At 72.7% G+C, this 15070-nt stretch carries 12 protein-coding genes; 7 read left to right on the top strand and 5 right to left on the bottom strand.

All coding sequences use genetic code 11. The features are described from left to right. Nucleotides 1-402: transposase (locus tag ABCQ75_RS10930; RefSeq protein WP_345885401.1), on the top strand; the 402-nt coding region annotated here is incomplete at its 5' end. Nucleotides 403-761: 359 nt separating this feature from the next. Here ABCQ75_RS10930 and ABCQ75_RS10925 read toward each other — a convergent pair. Next, nucleotides 762-2984: an NADP-dependent isocitrate dehydrogenase gene (locus tag ABCQ75_RS10925; RefSeq protein ID WP_345885400.1), complete on the bottom strand. Its 2223-nt coding sequence runs from the start codon at nucleotides 2982-2984 to the stop codon at nucleotides 762-764. 203 nt (nucleotides 2985-3187) lie between these two features. Continuing rightward, the gene (gene purH, locus ABCQ75_RS10920) at nucleotides 3188-4888 is read right to left on the bottom strand and encodes a bifunctional phosphoribosylaminoimidazolecarboxamide formyltransferase/IMP cyclohydrolase (protein ID WP_345885399.1); all 1701 of its coding nucleotides are present in this window, start codon (nucleotides 4886-4888) and stop codon (nucleotides 3188-3190) included. 102 nt (nucleotides 4889-4990) lie between these two features. On the opposite strand from purH, the gene ABCQ75_RS10915 reads away from it, so the two are divergent. The 3 genes from ABCQ75_RS10915 (at nucleotide 4991) to ABCQ75_RS10905 (ending at nucleotide 7725) form a co-directional block, all read left to right on the top strand. After that, nucleotides 4991-5416 (top strand): DoxX family protein, encoded by a 426-nt coding sequence (locus ABCQ75_RS10915; protein WP_345885398.1) that lies wholly within the window; start codon nucleotides 4991-4993, stop codon nucleotides 5414-5416. A gap of 340 nt (nucleotides 5417-5756) precedes the next feature. Continuing rightward, nucleotides 5757-7109: an MFS transporter gene (locus ABCQ75_RS10910; RefSeq protein WP_345885397.1), complete on the top strand. Its 1353-nt coding sequence runs from the start codon at nucleotides 5757-5759 to the stop codon at nucleotides 7107-7109. A 145-nt stretch (nucleotides 7110-7254) separates the two neighbouring features. Further along, nucleotides 7255-7725 (top strand): SRPBCC family protein, encoded by a 471-nt coding sequence (locus ABCQ75_RS10905; protein WP_345885396.1) that lies wholly within the window; start codon nucleotides 7255-7257, stop codon nucleotides 7723-7725. Nucleotides 7726-7856: 131 nt separating this feature from the next. Here the strand turns inward: ABCQ75_RS10905 and purN are convergent, their stop codons facing one another. From purN to ABCQ75_RS10890, 3 genes are all read right to left on the bottom strand, one after another. After that, nucleotides 7857-8456: a phosphoribosylglycinamide formyltransferase gene (gene purN / locus ABCQ75_RS10900; protein WP_345885395.1), complete on the bottom strand. Its 600-nt coding sequence runs from the start codon at nucleotides 8454-8456 to the stop codon at nucleotides 7857-7859. Between the two features lie 615 nt (nucleotides 8457-9071). Further along, nucleotides 9072-10394 (bottom strand): cell division protein PerM, encoded by a 1323-nt coding sequence (locus ABCQ75_RS10895; protein WP_345885394.1) that lies wholly within the window; start codon nucleotides 10392-10394, stop codon nucleotides 9072-9074. 163 nt (nucleotides 10395-10557) lie between these two features. Next, entirely contained in the window at nucleotides 10558-11733 is a 1176-nt protein-coding gene (locus ABCQ75_RS10890; protein ID WP_345885393.1) for an NADH:flavin oxidoreductase, read from the bottom strand. A gap of 228 nt (nucleotides 11734-11961) precedes the next feature. Between ABCQ75_RS10890 and ABCQ75_RS10885 the strand changes: the two genes are divergently transcribed. From ABCQ75_RS10885 to ABCQ75_RS10875, 3 genes are all read left to right on the top strand, one after another. After that, complete coding sequence (locus tag ABCQ75_RS10885; protein ID WP_345885392.1) at nucleotides 11962-12420, top strand: DUF4383 domain-containing protein; 459 nt, start codon at nucleotides 11962-11964, stop codon at nucleotides 12418-12420. A 210-nt stretch (nucleotides 12421-12630) separates the two neighbouring features. Next, nucleotides 12631-13818 (top strand): MFS transporter, encoded by a 1188-nt coding sequence (locus tag ABCQ75_RS10880; protein ID WP_345885406.1) that lies wholly within the window; start codon nucleotides 12631-12633, stop codon nucleotides 13816-13818. Nucleotides 13819-13880: 62 nt separating this feature from the next. Next, on the top strand, nucleotides 13881-15041 hold the full coding sequence (locus ABCQ75_RS10875; RefSeq protein WP_345885391.1) for a glycosyltransferase family 4 protein: 1161 nt from the start codon (nucleotides 13881-13883) through the stop codon (nucleotides 15039-15041). Nucleotides 15042-15070 lie beyond the last annotated feature (29 nt).

Here is a 15070-nt window from a genome sequence, read left to right as displayed (position 1 = left end):
ATGAGCCGCTTCCCCACCCCCGACCATCTCGCCTCCTGGGCCGGGACCGCGCCCGGCCAGAACGAGTCCGCCGGAAGGGTCAAGTCCAGCCGCACCCGCCCCGGAAACCCCCACCTCCAAGGTGCCCTGGGCTCAGCCGCCATGGTCTGCGGCAGGAACCCGGACACCTTCCTCGGAGCCCGCTACCGGCGAATAGCCTCCCGACGTGGCCCCCAACGCGCCAACGTCGCCACCCAGCGCTCGATCCTCACCGCGATCTGGCATATGGGCAACACCGGTACCCTCTACCAAGAGCTCGGAGCCGAACACTTCATCCGGCTCAATCCGAACCGCGCCAAGAACCGCGCCATCCACCAACTCGAAGCAATGGGGTACACCGTCACTCTCGCCGCAGCGTCCTAACCCACCACTATCTACGTGTCAGATACCAGCCGCCAGGCCCATTTCGGGTACAGGTACCAGCCGCTAGGCCCACTTCGGGTACGGGGAAGTCCGCAGAGTCGCCTGCCGGCGAGCGGGGCTGCACCCGAGAGGGCTGTGGGCGCGCCGATCTGTACCCGAGATGGCCCAAGGGCGCGCCGATCTGTACCCGAGACGGCTGTGGGCGCCCCGATCTGTACCCGAGATGGCCCAAGGGCGCCCCGATCTGTACCCGAAACGAAGCGCCCCGCGCCCTGGCGAGATGATCGCCTGGGTGCGGGGCGCCGTCGTGCGTCCTGCTGCAGCGCGCCTGCCGAGCCGGCCGCGCGCTGAGGAGTGCGCTACTTTGCGAGGCCGTCCACGATCGCGTTGAGCGTGGCGGAGGGCCGCATGACCGCGGAGGCCTTGGCCTCGTCGGGGCGGTAGTAGCCGCCGATGTCCGCCGGGGAGCCCTGGACCGCGAGGAGCTCCTCGACGATCTTCTGCTCCTGCGCGCCCAGCGCCTCGGCGACGGGCGCGAACGCGGCGGCCAGTGCGGCGTCCTCCGTCTGCTGCGCGAGCTCCTGCGCCCAGTAGAGGCCCAGGTAGAAGTGGCTGCCGCGGTTGTCGATCGTGCCCAGCCTGCGGCCCGGAGACTTGTTCTCGAGGAGGAACGTCGCGGTCGCGCGGTCGAGCGTGTCCGCGAGGACCTTCGCCGCCGGGACGCCCGCCTGCTCAGCGTAGAGCTCGAAGGAGGGCACGAGCGCGAAGAACTCGCCGAGGCTGTCCCAGCGCAAGTAGTTCTCCTTGACGAGCTGCTGCACGTGCTTCGGCGCGGAGCCGCCCGCGCCCGTCTCGAAGAGGCCGCCGCCGGCGATGAGCGGGACCACGGAGAGCATCTTGGCGCTCGTGCCGAGCTCGAGGATCGGGAAGAGGTCCGTCAGGTAGTCGCGCAGGACGTTGCCGGTCACCGAGATGGTGTCCTCGCCCTTGCGGAGGCGCTCGAGCGTGTAGGCGGTGGCCTTGACCGGGGAGAGGATCTCGATGGTGAGGCCCTCCGTGTCGTGCTCGGCGAGGTACTCACGAACCTTCGCGATGAGGTTCGCGTCGTGCGCGCGCTCCTCATCGAGCCAGAAGACGGCGGGCGCGCCGGTCGCGCGGGCGCGGGTCACGGCAAGCTTGACCCAGTCCCTCACCGGGACGTCCTTGGTCTGGCACGCGCGCCAGATGTCGCCGGGCTGGACGGCGTGCTCGATGAGCACCTCGCCGGCGCCGTTGAGCACCTGGACGGTGCCGGCGGCCGGGATCTCGAACGTCTTGTCGTGGCTTCCGTACTCCTCGGCCGCCTGCGCCATGAGGCCGACGTTGGGGACGGTGCCCATGGTGGTCGGGTCGAACGCGCCGTGCTCGCGGCAGTCGTCCACCACGGTCTGGTACACGCCGGCGTAGGAGCTGTCCGGGAGGACCGCGAGGGTGTCGTGCTCCTGGCCGTCCGGGCCCCACATGTGGCCGGAGGTGCGGATCATGGCCGGCATGGAGGCGTCCACGATCACGTCCGAGGGGACGTGCAGGTTCGTGATGCCCTTGTCCGAGTCCACCATCGCGAGGGCCGGACCCTCGGAGAGGCCCTTCTCGATGAGGCCCTTGACGCCCTCGCGGACGTCCTCGGGGAGCTCCTCGAGGCCGCCCAGGATCGAGGCGAGGCCGTTGTTCGGGCTCAGGCCCGCGGCGGCGAGCTGCTTGCCGTACGTGTCGAAGAGCTCGGAGAAGTAGGCCTTGACCACGTGGCCGAAGATGATCGGGTCGGAGACCTTCATCATGGTGGCCTTGAGGTGGGCCGAGAAGAGGACGCCCTCCTCCTTGGCGCGGGCCACCTGCGCGGCCAGGAACGCGTCGAGCGCGGCGGCGCTCATGAACGTGCCGTCCACGACCTCGCCGGCGAGGACCTTGACGCCCTTCTTGAGCTCCTTGACGGCGCCGTCCTCAGTCACGAGCTGGATCGTGAGGGCGTCGTCGGCCGGGATGACCACGGACTTCTCGTTGGAGCGGAAGTCGTCCACGCCCATCGTGGCGATGTTCGTCTTCGAGTCGGCGTTCCACGCGCCCATCGAGTGCGGGTTCTTGCGGGCGTAGTTCTTCACCGACAGCGGCGCGCGGCGGTCCGAGTTGCCCTCGCGGAGCACGGGGTTCACGGCCGAGCCCTTGATCCGGTCGTAGCGCGAGCGGATGTCCGTCTCCTCGTCCGAGGAGGGGTTGTCCGGGTAGTCCGGGAGCGCGTAGCCCTTGCCCTGCAGCTCGGCGATCGCGGCCTTGAGCTGCGGGATCGACGCGGAGACGTTCGGGAGCTTGATGATGTTCGCCTCGGGCGTCTTCGCCAGGGCGCCGAGCTCCGCGAGCGCGTCCGCGGCGCGCTGCTCCTCGGCGAGGTAGTCGCCGAATGCCGCGATGATGCGCCCCGACAGGGAGATGTCCCGCGTCTCGATGTCCACGCCTGCGGTCGAGGCGAACGCCTTCACGATCGGCAGGAACGAATAGGTGGCGAGCATCGGCGCTTCGTCGGTGTGCGTGTAGAAGATGGTGGCCATGGGTGGGCGCCTCCCTGTGGAGCTGCTTGGGTGGGGATCTTCATCCAGATCAACGGGTCCAATCTACCGGAGCGCTCCCCCGCCCCGCGTCCGCCGGCTTCACAGTGGCGCCGGTTCGCACAGCGCACGACGGCGCGTGCCCGACTGTGCCAGGCACGCGCCGTCGTGCGCGGGGTGCTGGAGGTAAGGCGCGAGCGCTCCCGTCAGTGGAAGAAGTGCCGCGCCCCGGTGAAGTACATCGTGATGCCCGCGGCCTCCGCCGCGGCGATGACCTCCTCGTCGCGGACCGAGCCGCCGGGCTGGACCACGGCGGTGACGCCGGCGTCGATGAGGATCTGCAGGCCGTCCGCGAACGGGAAGAACGCATCCGACGCCGCGACCGCGCCCCGGGTTCGGACCGGCGCCGCGGCGGCGGCAGCACCGGCCTCGGCCGCCTGGGCGCCGCCGGCGGCGTCGACGTCGGACTCCACGGTGACGCCGAGCGTGTTGGCGCGCTCGACCGCGAGGCGGCAGGAGTCGACGCGGTTGACCTGGCCCATGCCGATGCCCACGGAGGCGCCGTCCTTCGCCACGAGGATCGCGTTGGACTTCGCCGCGCGGGAGGCGCGCCAGGCGAAGGCGAGGTCCGCGAGGGTCGCCTCGTCGGCGGCCGCGCCGGCGGCGAGGGTCCAGTTCTCGGGGCTGTCGCCGTCGGCGCCGAGGGTGTCGGAGACCTGGACGAGGACGCCGCCGGAGATCTGGCGGATCTCGGTCGGGTAGCGGCCGTAGCCCTCGGGGAGCGCGAGCAGGCGGATGTTCTTCTTCTTCGAGAGGATCTCCACGGCCTCGGGCTCGAAGTCCGGGGCGATGACGACCTCGGTGAAGATCCCCGCGACCGTCTCGGCCATGCCGCGGGTCACGGTCCGGTTGGCCGCGATGACGCCGCCGAACGCGGAGACCGGGTCGCACGCGTGGGCCTTGGCGTGGGCGTCCGCGATTCCGTCCGCGGCGCCCGGGGACGCGACGGCGATGCCGCACGGGTTGGCGTGCTTGATGATCGCCACGGCGGGCTCGTCGAAGTCGAAGGCGGCGCGGAGGGCGGCGTCGGCGTCGACGTAGTTGTTGTAGCTCATGGCCTTGCCGTGCAGCTGGTCCGCCTGGGCGATCCCGGCCGGGGCGGCCTTGTCCATGTAGAGCGCCGCCTGCTGGTGCGGGTTCTCGCCGTAGCGCAGCACCTCGGAGCGCTCGAGGGCCAGGCCGGCGTAGGCGGGCCAGTCGACTGTTCCGTTCCCGTCCTCGTCCTTGAACTGCGTCGCCGTCCACGTCGCGACCGCCGTGTCGTAGGCGGCGGTGTGCGCGAAGGCCTTCGCCGCGAGGCGGCGCCGTGCCTTCAGGTCGAAGCCCCCGGCCTGCGCCGCGGTGACGACGTCCCCGTACGCGGCCGGGTCCACGACGATCGCGACGGCGGCGTGGTTCTTCGCGGCCGAGCGCACCATCGCGGGGCCCCCGATGTCGATCTGCTCGACGACGTCGTCCAGGCCCGCGCCGGAGCGCACCGTCTCGACGAAGGGGTAGAGGTTCACGACGACGAGGTCGAACGGCTCGATCTCCATCCGCTCGAGCGTCTCCATGTGCGCCGGAACGCGGCGGTCGGCGAGGATGCCGCCGTGCACGCGCGGGTGGAGGGTCTTGACCCGGCCGTCGAGCATCTCGGGCGAGCCGGTGACCTCCTCGACCTCCTGGACGGGGACGCCCGCGGCGGCGATCCGCTTCGCCGTCGAACCCGTCGAGACGATCCGCACGCCGGCCGCGTGCAGGCCCGTCGCGAGCTCTTCGAGACCGGTCTTGTCGTAGACCGAGATGAGGGCTCGGCGCAGGGGGACGCGGTCCAGCTGGACAGTGCTCGCGGGGGACTCAGGGCTCACAGAACGCTCCGGAAGAGAGGGGGTGGGTCCGGGCCAGTCTATCGCCTAGGCTGATGGCGGACCGGGCCTTCGCGGGCCAGACCACCGGCAAGGAGAGAAGCCATGGGATTCAAGCTCAGCCACGTCATCCTGCGCCTCGCGACCGGCGCCTACATCCTCAATTCGGGCGTCTCCAAGCTCTCGCTCGACTCCGAGTCCGCCGCCACCCTCCAGGACATGGCCGCCAACGCAGTGCCGCAGGCCAAGCAGCTCCCGCCGGAGAAGTTCGGCAAGGCCGTCGCCGCCGCGGAGATCGGGCTCGGCGCCGCGCTCCTCGCCCCCTTCGTGCCCACGAAGCTCGCAGCGCTCGGCCTGACCGCCTTCGGCACCGGCCTCGTCGGCGTCTACGCCAAGACACCCGGCCTCACCCAGGCCGACGGCGTGCGTCCCACCCAGGCCGGGACCGCGATGGCCAAGGACGTCTGGCTCGCCGCGATCGGGCTCGCCCTCCTCCTGGACCGCAAGCACCGCAAGCCCGCCAAGCACTAGCCCGCCCCGTTTCGGGTACACATCCCGCCGCGTCCTGACCGTTTCGGGTACACATCCCGCCGCGTCCTGACCGTTTCGGGTACACATCACGGCTCCTCTTCCGCGTTCCGGGCACGTGCCTCTTGGTCCGGGACGAAGCACGACGGCGATCCGCACCTGAGGTGCCCCCGTCGCCTGCGGTGCCCGCTCGCCGTCGTACGCCGTGTACCCGAAAGCCCGAAACGCCGCGCCGAGCTGTACCCGAAAGCCCGAAAAGCCGCGCGAGCTGTACCCGAAAGCCCGAAAGGGCGTCCGGATGTGTACCCGGAACGGAGGGGCGGGAGGGGGCTAAGGTTTTGGCATGAGCACCTCGACCGCGCTCCCCACGGGGGACGTCATCGTGCAGAACCTCCCCTGGCGCTGGAGCGTCCAGGGGAAGATCTTCCTCATCGGCGGCCTCGGCTTCATGTTCGACGCGTGGGACGTCACCCTCAACGGCGTCCTGATACCCCTCCTCTCCGCCGAGTGGGGCCTCGCCCCCGCCCAGGCGGCATGGATCGGCACGTCGAACCTCATCGGCATGGCTGTGGGCGCGTTCATGTGGGGCACCATCGCGGACAGGATCGGCCGCAAGGTTGCCTTCACCGCGACCCTGCTCATCTTCTCCCTCTTCACCGTCCTCGGCGCCCTGAGCCCGGACATCGTGTGGTTCTGCGTGTTCCGCTTCCTTGCCGGGTTCGGACTGGGCGGCTGCGTGCCGGTGGACTACGCGCTCGTGGGCGAGTTCACGCCCCGCCGGCAGCGCGGCCGCGTGCTCACGGCGATGGACGGCTGGTGGCCCGTCGGCGCGGCGCTGTGCGGGTTCGTCTCGGCCCTGCTCGTGGGCGCCTTCGCGGACTGGCGCCTGCCGATGCTGGTCATGGTGCTCCCCGCGCTTCTCGTGTTCTGGGTGCGGCGCGGCGTGCCGGAGTCGCCGCTCTTCCTCGTCCACCACGGCCGCGCCGAGGAGGCGCGCACCGTCATCGACGACCTCGTCCACCGCACCGGTGCCGAGCGCACCGCCTACCGCCTCCCCCGCCCCCAGGACGCGCCGCGCCTCTCCATGGGCAGCTGGGGCGAGCAGCTCAAGGCGGTGTGGCGGTTCGACTGGAAGGTCACCGGGGTCGCGTGGGCGCTGTTCTTCTCGATCCTCATGGTCTACTACCTCGCCCTGACGTGGATGCCGCGCATCCTCATCGGCGCCGGCTTCGCGGAGTACCGCGCGTTCCTCACGACGGCGGGCATGGCCGCGGCGGGCCTGCTCGGCGTCGTGGTCGCCGCCCTGCTCGTGGAGCGGGTGGGGCGCAAGGCGATCCTGGCCGTGTCGGCCCCGCTCTCGGCGCTGACCCTCGTGGTGGTCGCGTGGACCGTGGATGTCCCGGCTGCCGCGGTGGGGTGGCTCCTCGTCTACGGGTTCCTCGTCCAGATGGCCATCCCCGTCCTGTACGCGTACGTCTCCGAGCTGTACCCGACCGAGCTGCGCGGCTCCGGCTTCGGCTGGGCCTCGACCTTCTCGCGCGTCGGCGCCGGACTGGGCCCGCTCGTCTTCGCCGCCTGGCTTTGGCCCGGGCTGGGGCTCGCGGCGTCCTTCGCGCTCGCCGCGGGGCTCGTGGTCCTCGCGGTCGTGTGGATGGCGGTGTCCGCGCCGGAGACGCGCCAGCGCACCTTGGACTAGCGGCAGCACGCCGTCGTGCGCCCATCCCGTTTAGCGCCAGCGGAGGCGGGTAGCCTCCAGACGACGGTCGGAAAGAGGCCGCTGGCACGGCGCCCGCCCAGGGCGCCGGCTGCTGAAGCAAGCGCCAACCCGTGAGGAGCAACGCATGGCTACTGTGCAGGAATCCATTGATGTCGCCGTCCCCGTGACCACCGCGTACAACCAGTGGACGCAGTTCGAGTCCTTCCCCCACTTCATGGGCGGGGTCGAGTCCGTGGTGCAGCAGGACGACACGCATCTGCGCTGGACCACCTCCGTGGCCGGGCAGACGCGCGAGTTCGACACCGTCATCACCGAGCAGCTCCCGGACCAGAGGATCGCGTGGACGAGCCTCGACGGGGTCGAGCACGCGGGCGTCGTGACGTTCGAGAGCCTCGGCGCCGGCGAGACCCGTGTGAACGTCGAGTTCCAGTGGAACCCGGAGTCGGCGACCGAGAAGATCGGTGCCGCGTTCGGCGCGGACAACGCGCAGGTGAAGAGCGATCTGAAGAAGTTCAAGGAGTTCGTCGAGAACCACGGCGCTACCGGCGCCTGGCGGGGCGAGGTCGACCCGGGCCCGGTCGGCACGACCTTCTGACGCACTCGGCGCGCGGGGCGTCCCCTCCCCAGCGCAGCGCACGACGGCGCGTACCCGGCTGGGTGCGCGCCGTCGGCGTGTCCGGGCGCGGGGGCGTGCGGCGCGGCGGGCCGGGACGCCGGTGGCCCGGCTCAGTCCGCGAGCACCGTCACGGGGGCCGGGATGCTGCCGGTGGCAAGGCCGCGCAGGACGTCGATGAGGAGGCGGCGCTCGACGACCTTGATGCGCTCGTGAAGGGATTCCTCGTCCTCGCCGTCCGCGATCGCGACCGCCTCCTGGGCGATGACCGGGCCCGTGTCCACGCCGGCGTCGGCCCAGTGCACCGTGCAGCCGGTGACCTTCACACCGTAGGCGAGCGCGTCCCGCACGCCGTGGGCGCCGGGGAACGCGGGGAGCAGCGCGGGGTGTGTGTTGAGGTAGCGGCCGCCGAAGCGCTCGATGAAGTCCGCGCTGACGATCCGCATGAACCCGGAGGAGACCACGACGTCGGGTGCGTACTCGGCGACACGGTCCGCGAGCGCCTGGTCCCATTCGGCCCGAGTGGGGAACGAGTTGAAGTTGACGACGAACGTCTCGACCCCGGCCTCCGAGGCCCGCTCGACCCCGTAGGTGTCCTCGCGGTCTGCGCCGACCGCGGCGATCTCGACATCTGCGAGCTCGCCAGCCTTCACGGCGTCGATGACGGCCTGGAGGTTGGAGCCGGTGCCGGAGACGAGGACCACGATGCGCATGGACCAACCTTACCGGCGAGCCGGGAGCCGGCCCTGTGACGGGCGGAGCGGCGGCGACGGGCCGGTCCGGGCGATCCGGCTCCGCCGAAATGGGGGACTGGACCGCCGAAATGGGGGACTGGACCGCCGAAATGGGGGACTGAGCCGCCGAAATGGGGGACTGGGCCACCGAAATGGGGGACCTGAACGCGGAGATCGGGGCGTGACCGCCCAAACGGGGTCTGGTCCCCGATGGGGTCTAGATCGCCGACAAGAATGCCGGGTGCGTCGTGAGCTCTGGAATGAGCTGTTGCCCGCCGATTGAGGCCTTGGCTCCGAGTGCGCCATGCAAGTCCGGTTACGGCCGGAAAGTCCGCCGCGGGCGGACTTCTCCGCGATAGGTGGACTTCTCGTGGGGGGATGAGGACGCGACGTCTGTGACTGGCTCCGAGCGGTGCCGCTCGGCGGGCGGGGCCCCCATTTCGGCGGGCAGGGCCCCCATCTCGGCGGCCCACTCCCCCACTTCGGCGGTCCAGGCCCCCATCTCGGCGGTCAGGACCCCCACCTCGGCGGCCCACTCCCCCATCTCGGCGGTCCAGGCCCCCATCTCGGCGGGCAGGGCCCCCACCTCGGCGGTCAGGCGGGGAGGCGGCTCTCTTCGTCGGCGGCGCGGGCCGCGCGGCGGTGCTCGAGCCACGGCCCGAGCGCATAGCCGATGCAGGCCCCGACGGCGGCCTCGCCGCCTACCCAGGCGAACATCCAGAACGGGTCCACGCCGAGCTCGGTGAAGCGCCCGATCCCCGCCGACCCCCCGGTAACCCACGCGAGCCCCGCAGCGAACGCCCCGGCCACGGCACCCACGAGCGCCCCGAGGAACAGTGCCGAGACGGGTGCGGTGAACCAGCGGGCCCGGACCTTGATGGACAGCCATTCGTCGAAGTGGTCCTCGCCCTCGCGCACGAACCACCATCCCCCGAGCGTCCCAGCTACCACCGGCAGCACGAGGGCCGCCGGGGCCACGAGCATCTCCCCGCTGGGGATCGCGGCGAGCACGGGAATCGGCGGGATCGGGCCGACGGCGGTCACGAGCGCCCCCGCGGTGGACCCCGCCCCGAGCGTGACGCCGGCGCCGGAGGCCCACCCGAGCGTCCACACCACGAGATTCGGGACGTAGCCGAGCTGCGCCACGGTCAGGGCCGCCCCGCCCACTGCGCCGGCCTCGAGCCGCTCGTACACGGTGACGATCTGCGCCCAGTGGGCGGCGAGGGACACGGCGAGGAGGACGGCGGCGAGCGCGAGCGTGGTCAGCGCGGCCAGGAAGCCGGCCCGCGCCACGGCCCACAGGTAGCTGCCCGCCCAGCGCGAGTACTGGCCCGTGCGGGAGATCCAGTCCACGGCGTCCACGCCGATCAGGCGCGTCCACGCCCCGGCTTCGCGCCGCGCCCCGATCACAAGCCCCAGGCCCGCCGGAGCGAGCGGGATGAAGCTCGCGGCCGCGACGCCGATCCCCACCTCAGGGGTCCGGCAGACGAACGCCGTGGCGAATCCCGCGACGGCGTAGGCGGCGGCCGCGCCGAGGAGCGCCTGCCACAGGTTGTCCGCGTAGGAGGCGCGCGCCAGCCGGCGTCCGGCCCTCCACGCGAGCAGGAGCGGGATGAGGGTCAGGCCCAGCGGGACGAAGGAGAGCGGCACGCTCGGCACCGGCGCCCCTGCCTCGCCCCCGGCGGCGGCCGCGAGCTGGAGCGGGACGCCGTGGACGAGGAGCCAGGCCTGCCCGCCCAGGCGCGCTACGGCGTCGGGCGCCGCGTCCCCGAGCCCGCCCGTGGCCCACACGGCGACCACGGGCACGAGCGCGAGGACGGCGGAGATCAGGACGGCCTGGGCTGCCTCGACCCCGCCCTGGAGCCACAGCGGCATGGGCAGGCCGCGGAGCCCAGACTGGTCGGCGCGGAGTTTCATCGCCCTCCACTGTGCCACGCCCCGCCCGGCCCCGCGCTCAGGCGCACCGGCGCGGGCGCGCGGCAGGGGGCGCACGACGGCGTGCCCCGCCGCAGCGGGCCGGGCCACCGCCCGCTCGGGTGCCGCCGGCAGGCCGTCCCCAGGACCCGCGCCGGGCGGAGGCTCAGGAGAGCCGGTGGCGGTCCTCGGCGCTGAAGGGCCGGATCTCCTCGGTGCGCCCGTCCCGGAGCTTGGCGACCCACGCGGGGTCGCTCAGGAGGACGCGGCCCAGGGCCACGAGGTCGAACTCGCCGCGGCCGAACTGCTCCAGGAGCGCCTCGAGCCCGCGCACGTCCGAGCGGCCGTCCTCCTGCCACGTGACCTCGAACGTGTTGTCCAGGCCCACCGAGCCCACGGTGATGACAGGCAGGCCCGTGAGCTTCTTGGTCCACCCCGCGAGGCCGAGCTGGGCGTCCGCTGCCCCGGCTGCCCCTGTCTCGGGGAACGCGGGCTCCCAGTGGCGGCGTGTGGACGGGTGGAACACGCTCACGCCGGCGCCCGCGAGCGCGCGCAGAACGGCGGCGAGCTCTTCGGGGCTGCCGGCGATACGGGCGCCGTAGTCGCCGGACTTCCACTGCGAGAAGCGGAAGATGACCGGGAAGTCCGGGCCGACAGCCTCGCGCACGGCGGCGACGACCTCGAGCGGGAAGCGCAGCCGCGCCTCGAGCGAGCCCCCGTAGGAGTCGTCGCGGCGGTTCGTGCCCTCCCACAGGAACTGGTCGAGGAGGTACCCGTGAGCGCCGTGGAGCTCCACGGCGTCGAACCCCGTCTCCTTCGCGGCCGCAGCGGCACGCGCGAAGTCGTCCCGGATCCGGGCGAGCTCCTCCACCGTCGCCGCGCGGCCGCGTTCGGCGCCGTTCGGGGCGATGCCCGAGGGGCTCAGAGTGGGCAGGTGCGGGCTGTACTCGGGGTGGCCGCCGCGGGCGGCGCCGAGGTGCCACAGCTGGGGGGCGATCTTCCCGCCGGCGGCGTGGACGGCGTCGACCACCTTCCGCCACCCGGCAAGCTGCTCCTCGCCGAACAGGCGCGGAACACGGGTGCTGGGCCCGGAGTCCTCGGAGACGTACACGCCCTCGGTGATGAGCAGGCCCACGCCGGCCGCGGCCCGCCGCGCGTAGTAGCCCGCCACCTCGTCCGTCGGCACGCCGCCCGGGGAGAACTCCCGCGTCATGGGCGCCATGACGAACCGGTTGGGCACGTGCAGGGAGCCGAGGTCGAAGGGGGTGAAGAGCGCGGACAGCGGCGCGGAGGAGTCCTCGGCAGCGCTGGCGTCGCGGTGGTCTGCATGCTCGATCGTCATGACCACGGCAACCGGCCCGCACCGCCGGGCATTCCCGGACGCACCCCGCGATTCCCGGATGAGCCCTGTGATTCGACGCACCAGCCCTGTGACGCAGGCCACTACGCGTCGTAGAATAAAGGCGCTGACGCAGCGGCCTCCACCGGCCCGGTCACGGGCCGGCGCGCATCGGGCACCAGCGCCCGCGCGGCACCCGCCGGGTGGGCAGTGACAGGGTCGGAGGAGACAATGACTACCGCCGCATCCCATGCGCATGGCGTGCACTTCGGACGCAGGGACGTCCAGAACGTGGCCATGGGCGCGGGTGCCATCACACTGCTGGTCGGTGCTCTCGGGTTCGTCCCGGGCATCACCGCCGCCTACGGGGACCTGGCCTTCATCGGTCCCGATTCGCACGCGATGTTCCTGGGCGTCTTCCAGGTCTCCATGCTCCTCAACATCGTGCACCTGATCGTCGGCGCCGTCGGCCTGACCATGGCCCGCACGTACAGCGGAGCCCGCAGCTTCCTGCTGTGGTCCGGCGTCCTGTACGTGGCGCTCGGCATCTACGGATTCGCTGTCGGCACCGCGAGCGCAGCGAACGTCTTCGCCCTCAACCTCGCGGACAACTGGGCGTTCGCCGCGCTCGGGCTCGTCATGATGGCGTGCAGCTGGCTGTTCACACGCCACGCCCCTGACGAGACGTAGCGCACGGGCCACCAGGGAAGCGGCGCGGGCTGCCTCGGCGGGGCCCGCGCCGCGGCATGCCCGCCCCCTTCCGATGGCGCCTAGACTCGGTGCGTGGCAGACCACCAGCCGAGTCCCGCGGCAGACAGCGCCGGCAAGCCCACCGCAGCCGGCCCCGAGGCGGCCCCCGCCCGCCCGCACCCGCACACGCCGCCGCCCCGCCGCGCCGTCGTGCCCCTCTACGCGGCCGGCTTCACCACCGCGTTCGGCGCGCACAGCATCGCCGCCGGCCTGGGCGCCTCGGCCGGGCTGGGGGCAGCGGGCGACGACGAGGGCGGCATCGCGCTCAGCCTCCTCACGCTCGGCGCGGTCCTCGCGCTCTACGACCTCGCCGAGGTGTTCCTCAAGCCGCTCTTCGGCTCCCTCGCGGACCGGGTGGGGCCCAAGCCCGTGGTGGTGGGCGGCCTGCTCGGGTTCGCGGCGGCGTCCCTCGTCGGCGTCTTCTTCCTCCAGCCGTGGGCGATCGCGGTGGCCCGGCTCGGGCAGGGGGCGGCGGCATCGGCGTTCTCGCCCGCGTCCTCGGCCTCGGTGGCCCGGCTCGCGGGCCCGCTCACGGGACACTACTTCGGCCGGTACGGGTCCTGGAAGGGGCTCGGGTACGCGATCGGGCCGCTCCTGGGCGCGGGAGCGCTGCTCGTGGGCGGGTTCCCGCTCCTGTTCGGCGTGCTCGCCGCGCTGGCCGTGGGCGTGGCCGTGTGGGTCGCGGTGGCGATGCCGCGCCTCGAGCCGCTCCCCCGCCCCCGGTACACGGTCGCGGACCTCGTGCGGCAGCTGGGCGAGCGCTCGTTCCTGGCGCCGACCATCGTCCTGGCCGCCTCGACCGGGGCCCTCGGCGCCGCGGTCGGGTTCCTCCCCGCACTCGCGGCCTACCTCGGCCTCGGCACCGCGGCCTCGGTCGGGGCCGTCACCGTGCTCGCCGTCGCTTCGGCGCTCATCCAGCCGCGCATCGGGCGGCTCCGCGACACGGGCCGGCTCCCGGACCGTGCGGGCGTCCTCGCGGGCCTCGGCGCGATCGCCGCGGGAGCCGGGATCGCCGCCGTCGTGCCCCTCATGCCCCTGCCCGCCGGCGCCGCGGGCGTGTACGCGGCCGCGCTGCTCGTAGGGGCCGGGATCGGCGTGTCCACCCCCCTCGCGTTCGCGCACCTCGCCGACGCCACGCCGCCCGAGCGCCTCGGGCGCACCATGGGCTCGGCGGAGATCGGGCGGGAGGCGGGCGACGCCGGCGGGCCGCTGCTCGTGGGCGCCGTCGCCACGGGCGCGGGGCTGGGGTGGGGCCTCGCGGCGCTCGCCGGGGCCGTCGCCGCCGCCGGGCTCGCGGCCGTCGGATTCGGGCCTGCCCGCCGACGCCCGTTCACCTAGGCTTCCCCCCGCGGTCACGCGGACTCTGCCAACGGGTCAACCCCCCGCCGCACCGTGGGAGGGTGAGGATTGCGATTGTCGCCGAGTCGTTCCTGCCGCAGATGAACGGGGTCACCCACTCCATCCTGCGGGTCCTCGACCATCTCCAGGAGCGCGGCGACGACGTCCTCGTCATCGCTCCCTCCGGCGAAGGTGCGAGCGCTGTGTTCCCCCTGCCCGAGAGCGTTTCCGGCGCGCGGGTGGTGCGGATGCCGGCGCTGCCGATGGCCGGGTACCCGAACGTGCGGGTGGCCTTCGGCGCCGTCCCCAAGGTCAAGCGGATCCTGCGGGCCTTCCGGCCGGATGTCGTGCACCTCGCCTCCCCCTTCGAGCTCGGATGGCGGGCCGTGCGCGCCGCACGCCAGCTGGGCATCCCCACCGTGGCCGTCTACCAGACCGAGGTGCCCGGCTACGCCGCCCGCTACGGGCTGCCGTTCCTCGAGAACCTCGCATGGCAGCGGGTCGAGAGCATCCACCTCCTCGCGGACCGCACCCTCGCGCCATCGTCCTTCGCCCTCGAGCAGCTGCGCGGGCGCGGCATCCTGGACGTGGAGCTGTGGCGCCGCGGCGTGGACACCACCCGGTTCAGTCCCGCCAAGCGGGACGCCGCGTGGCGGGCCGAGGTCGGCGGGTGCCGCCCGGACGGCAGCCCCGTGAAGGTCATCGGCTACGTGGGCCGGCTCGCGGCCGAGAAGCAGGTCGAGGACCTGCGCGTCCTCGCGGACCTGCCCGGGACCCGGCTCGTGGTGGTCGGGGACGGGCCGATGCGCGCCCAGCTCGAGGAGCGGCTCCCCGGCGCCCACTTCGCCGGCTTCCAGGGCGGTGAGGACCTTGCCCGGATCGTGGCGAGCTTCGACCTGTTCGTCCACCCCGGCGAGTTCGAGACGTTCTGCCAGACCATCCAAGAGGCCATGGCCTCCGGCGTGCCCGTGGTCGCGACCGGCCGTGGCGGTCCCCTGGACCTCGTGGAGAACTCCAAGACCGGCTGGCTGTACACCCCGGGCCGGCTCGACGAGCTGCGCTCCTACGCCCAGGACCTCCTCGGGGACGACGCCAAGCGGGCCGCGTTCGCCGAGGCCGCGTGGCGCAGCGTGCAGGGGCGCACGTGGCACGGCATCAGCGAAGAGCTCATCGGCCACTACCAGGACGTCATCGCGCACCGCTCCACCGTCGCCGCCCTCTGACCCGGCTGACCCCGACCCCGGAAGGACAC

The sequence above is a fragment of the Sinomonas halotolerans genome (assembly GCF_039615075.1).
Taxonomy (GTDB): Bacteria; Actinomycetota; Actinomycetes; order Actinomycetales; family Micrococcaceae; genus Sinomonas; species Sinomonas halotolerans.
The sequence above is the reverse complement of the archived record's forward strand: the minus strand, read 5'-3'. Positions and strand labels throughout refer to the sequence as shown.

Coding starts and splice junctions, on each gene's coding strand:
- ABCQ75_RS10925 (WP_345885400.1), bottom strand. CDS start 2,984: ATGGCCACCATCTTCTACACGCACACCGACGAAGCGCCGATGCTCGCC.
- ABCQ75_RS10895 (WP_345885394.1), bottom strand. CDS start 10,394: ATGAAACTCCGCGCCGACCAGTCTGGGCTCCGCGGCCTGCCCATGCCG.
- ABCQ75_RS10915 (WP_345885398.1), top strand. CDS start 4,991: ATGGGATTCAAGCTCAGCCACGTCATCCTGCGCCTCGCGACCGGCGCC.
- purN (WP_345885395.1), bottom strand. CDS start 8,456: ATGCGCATCGTGGTCCTCGTCTCCGGCACCGGCTCCAACCTCCAGGCC.
- ABCQ75_RS10885 (WP_345885392.1), top strand. CDS start 11,962: ATGACTACCGCCGCATCCCATGCGCATGGCGTGCACTTCGGACGCAGG.
- ABCQ75_RS10905 (WP_345885396.1), top strand. CDS start 7,255: ATGGCTACTGTGCAGGAATCCATTGATGTCGCCGTCCCCGTGACCACC.
- ABCQ75_RS10910 (WP_345885397.1), top strand. CDS start 5,757: ATGAGCACCTCGACCGCGCTCCCCACGGGGGACGTCATCGTGCAGAAC.
- ABCQ75_RS10890 (WP_345885393.1), bottom strand. CDS start 11,733: ATGACGATCGAGCATGCAGACCACCGCGACGCCAGCGCTGCCGAGGAC.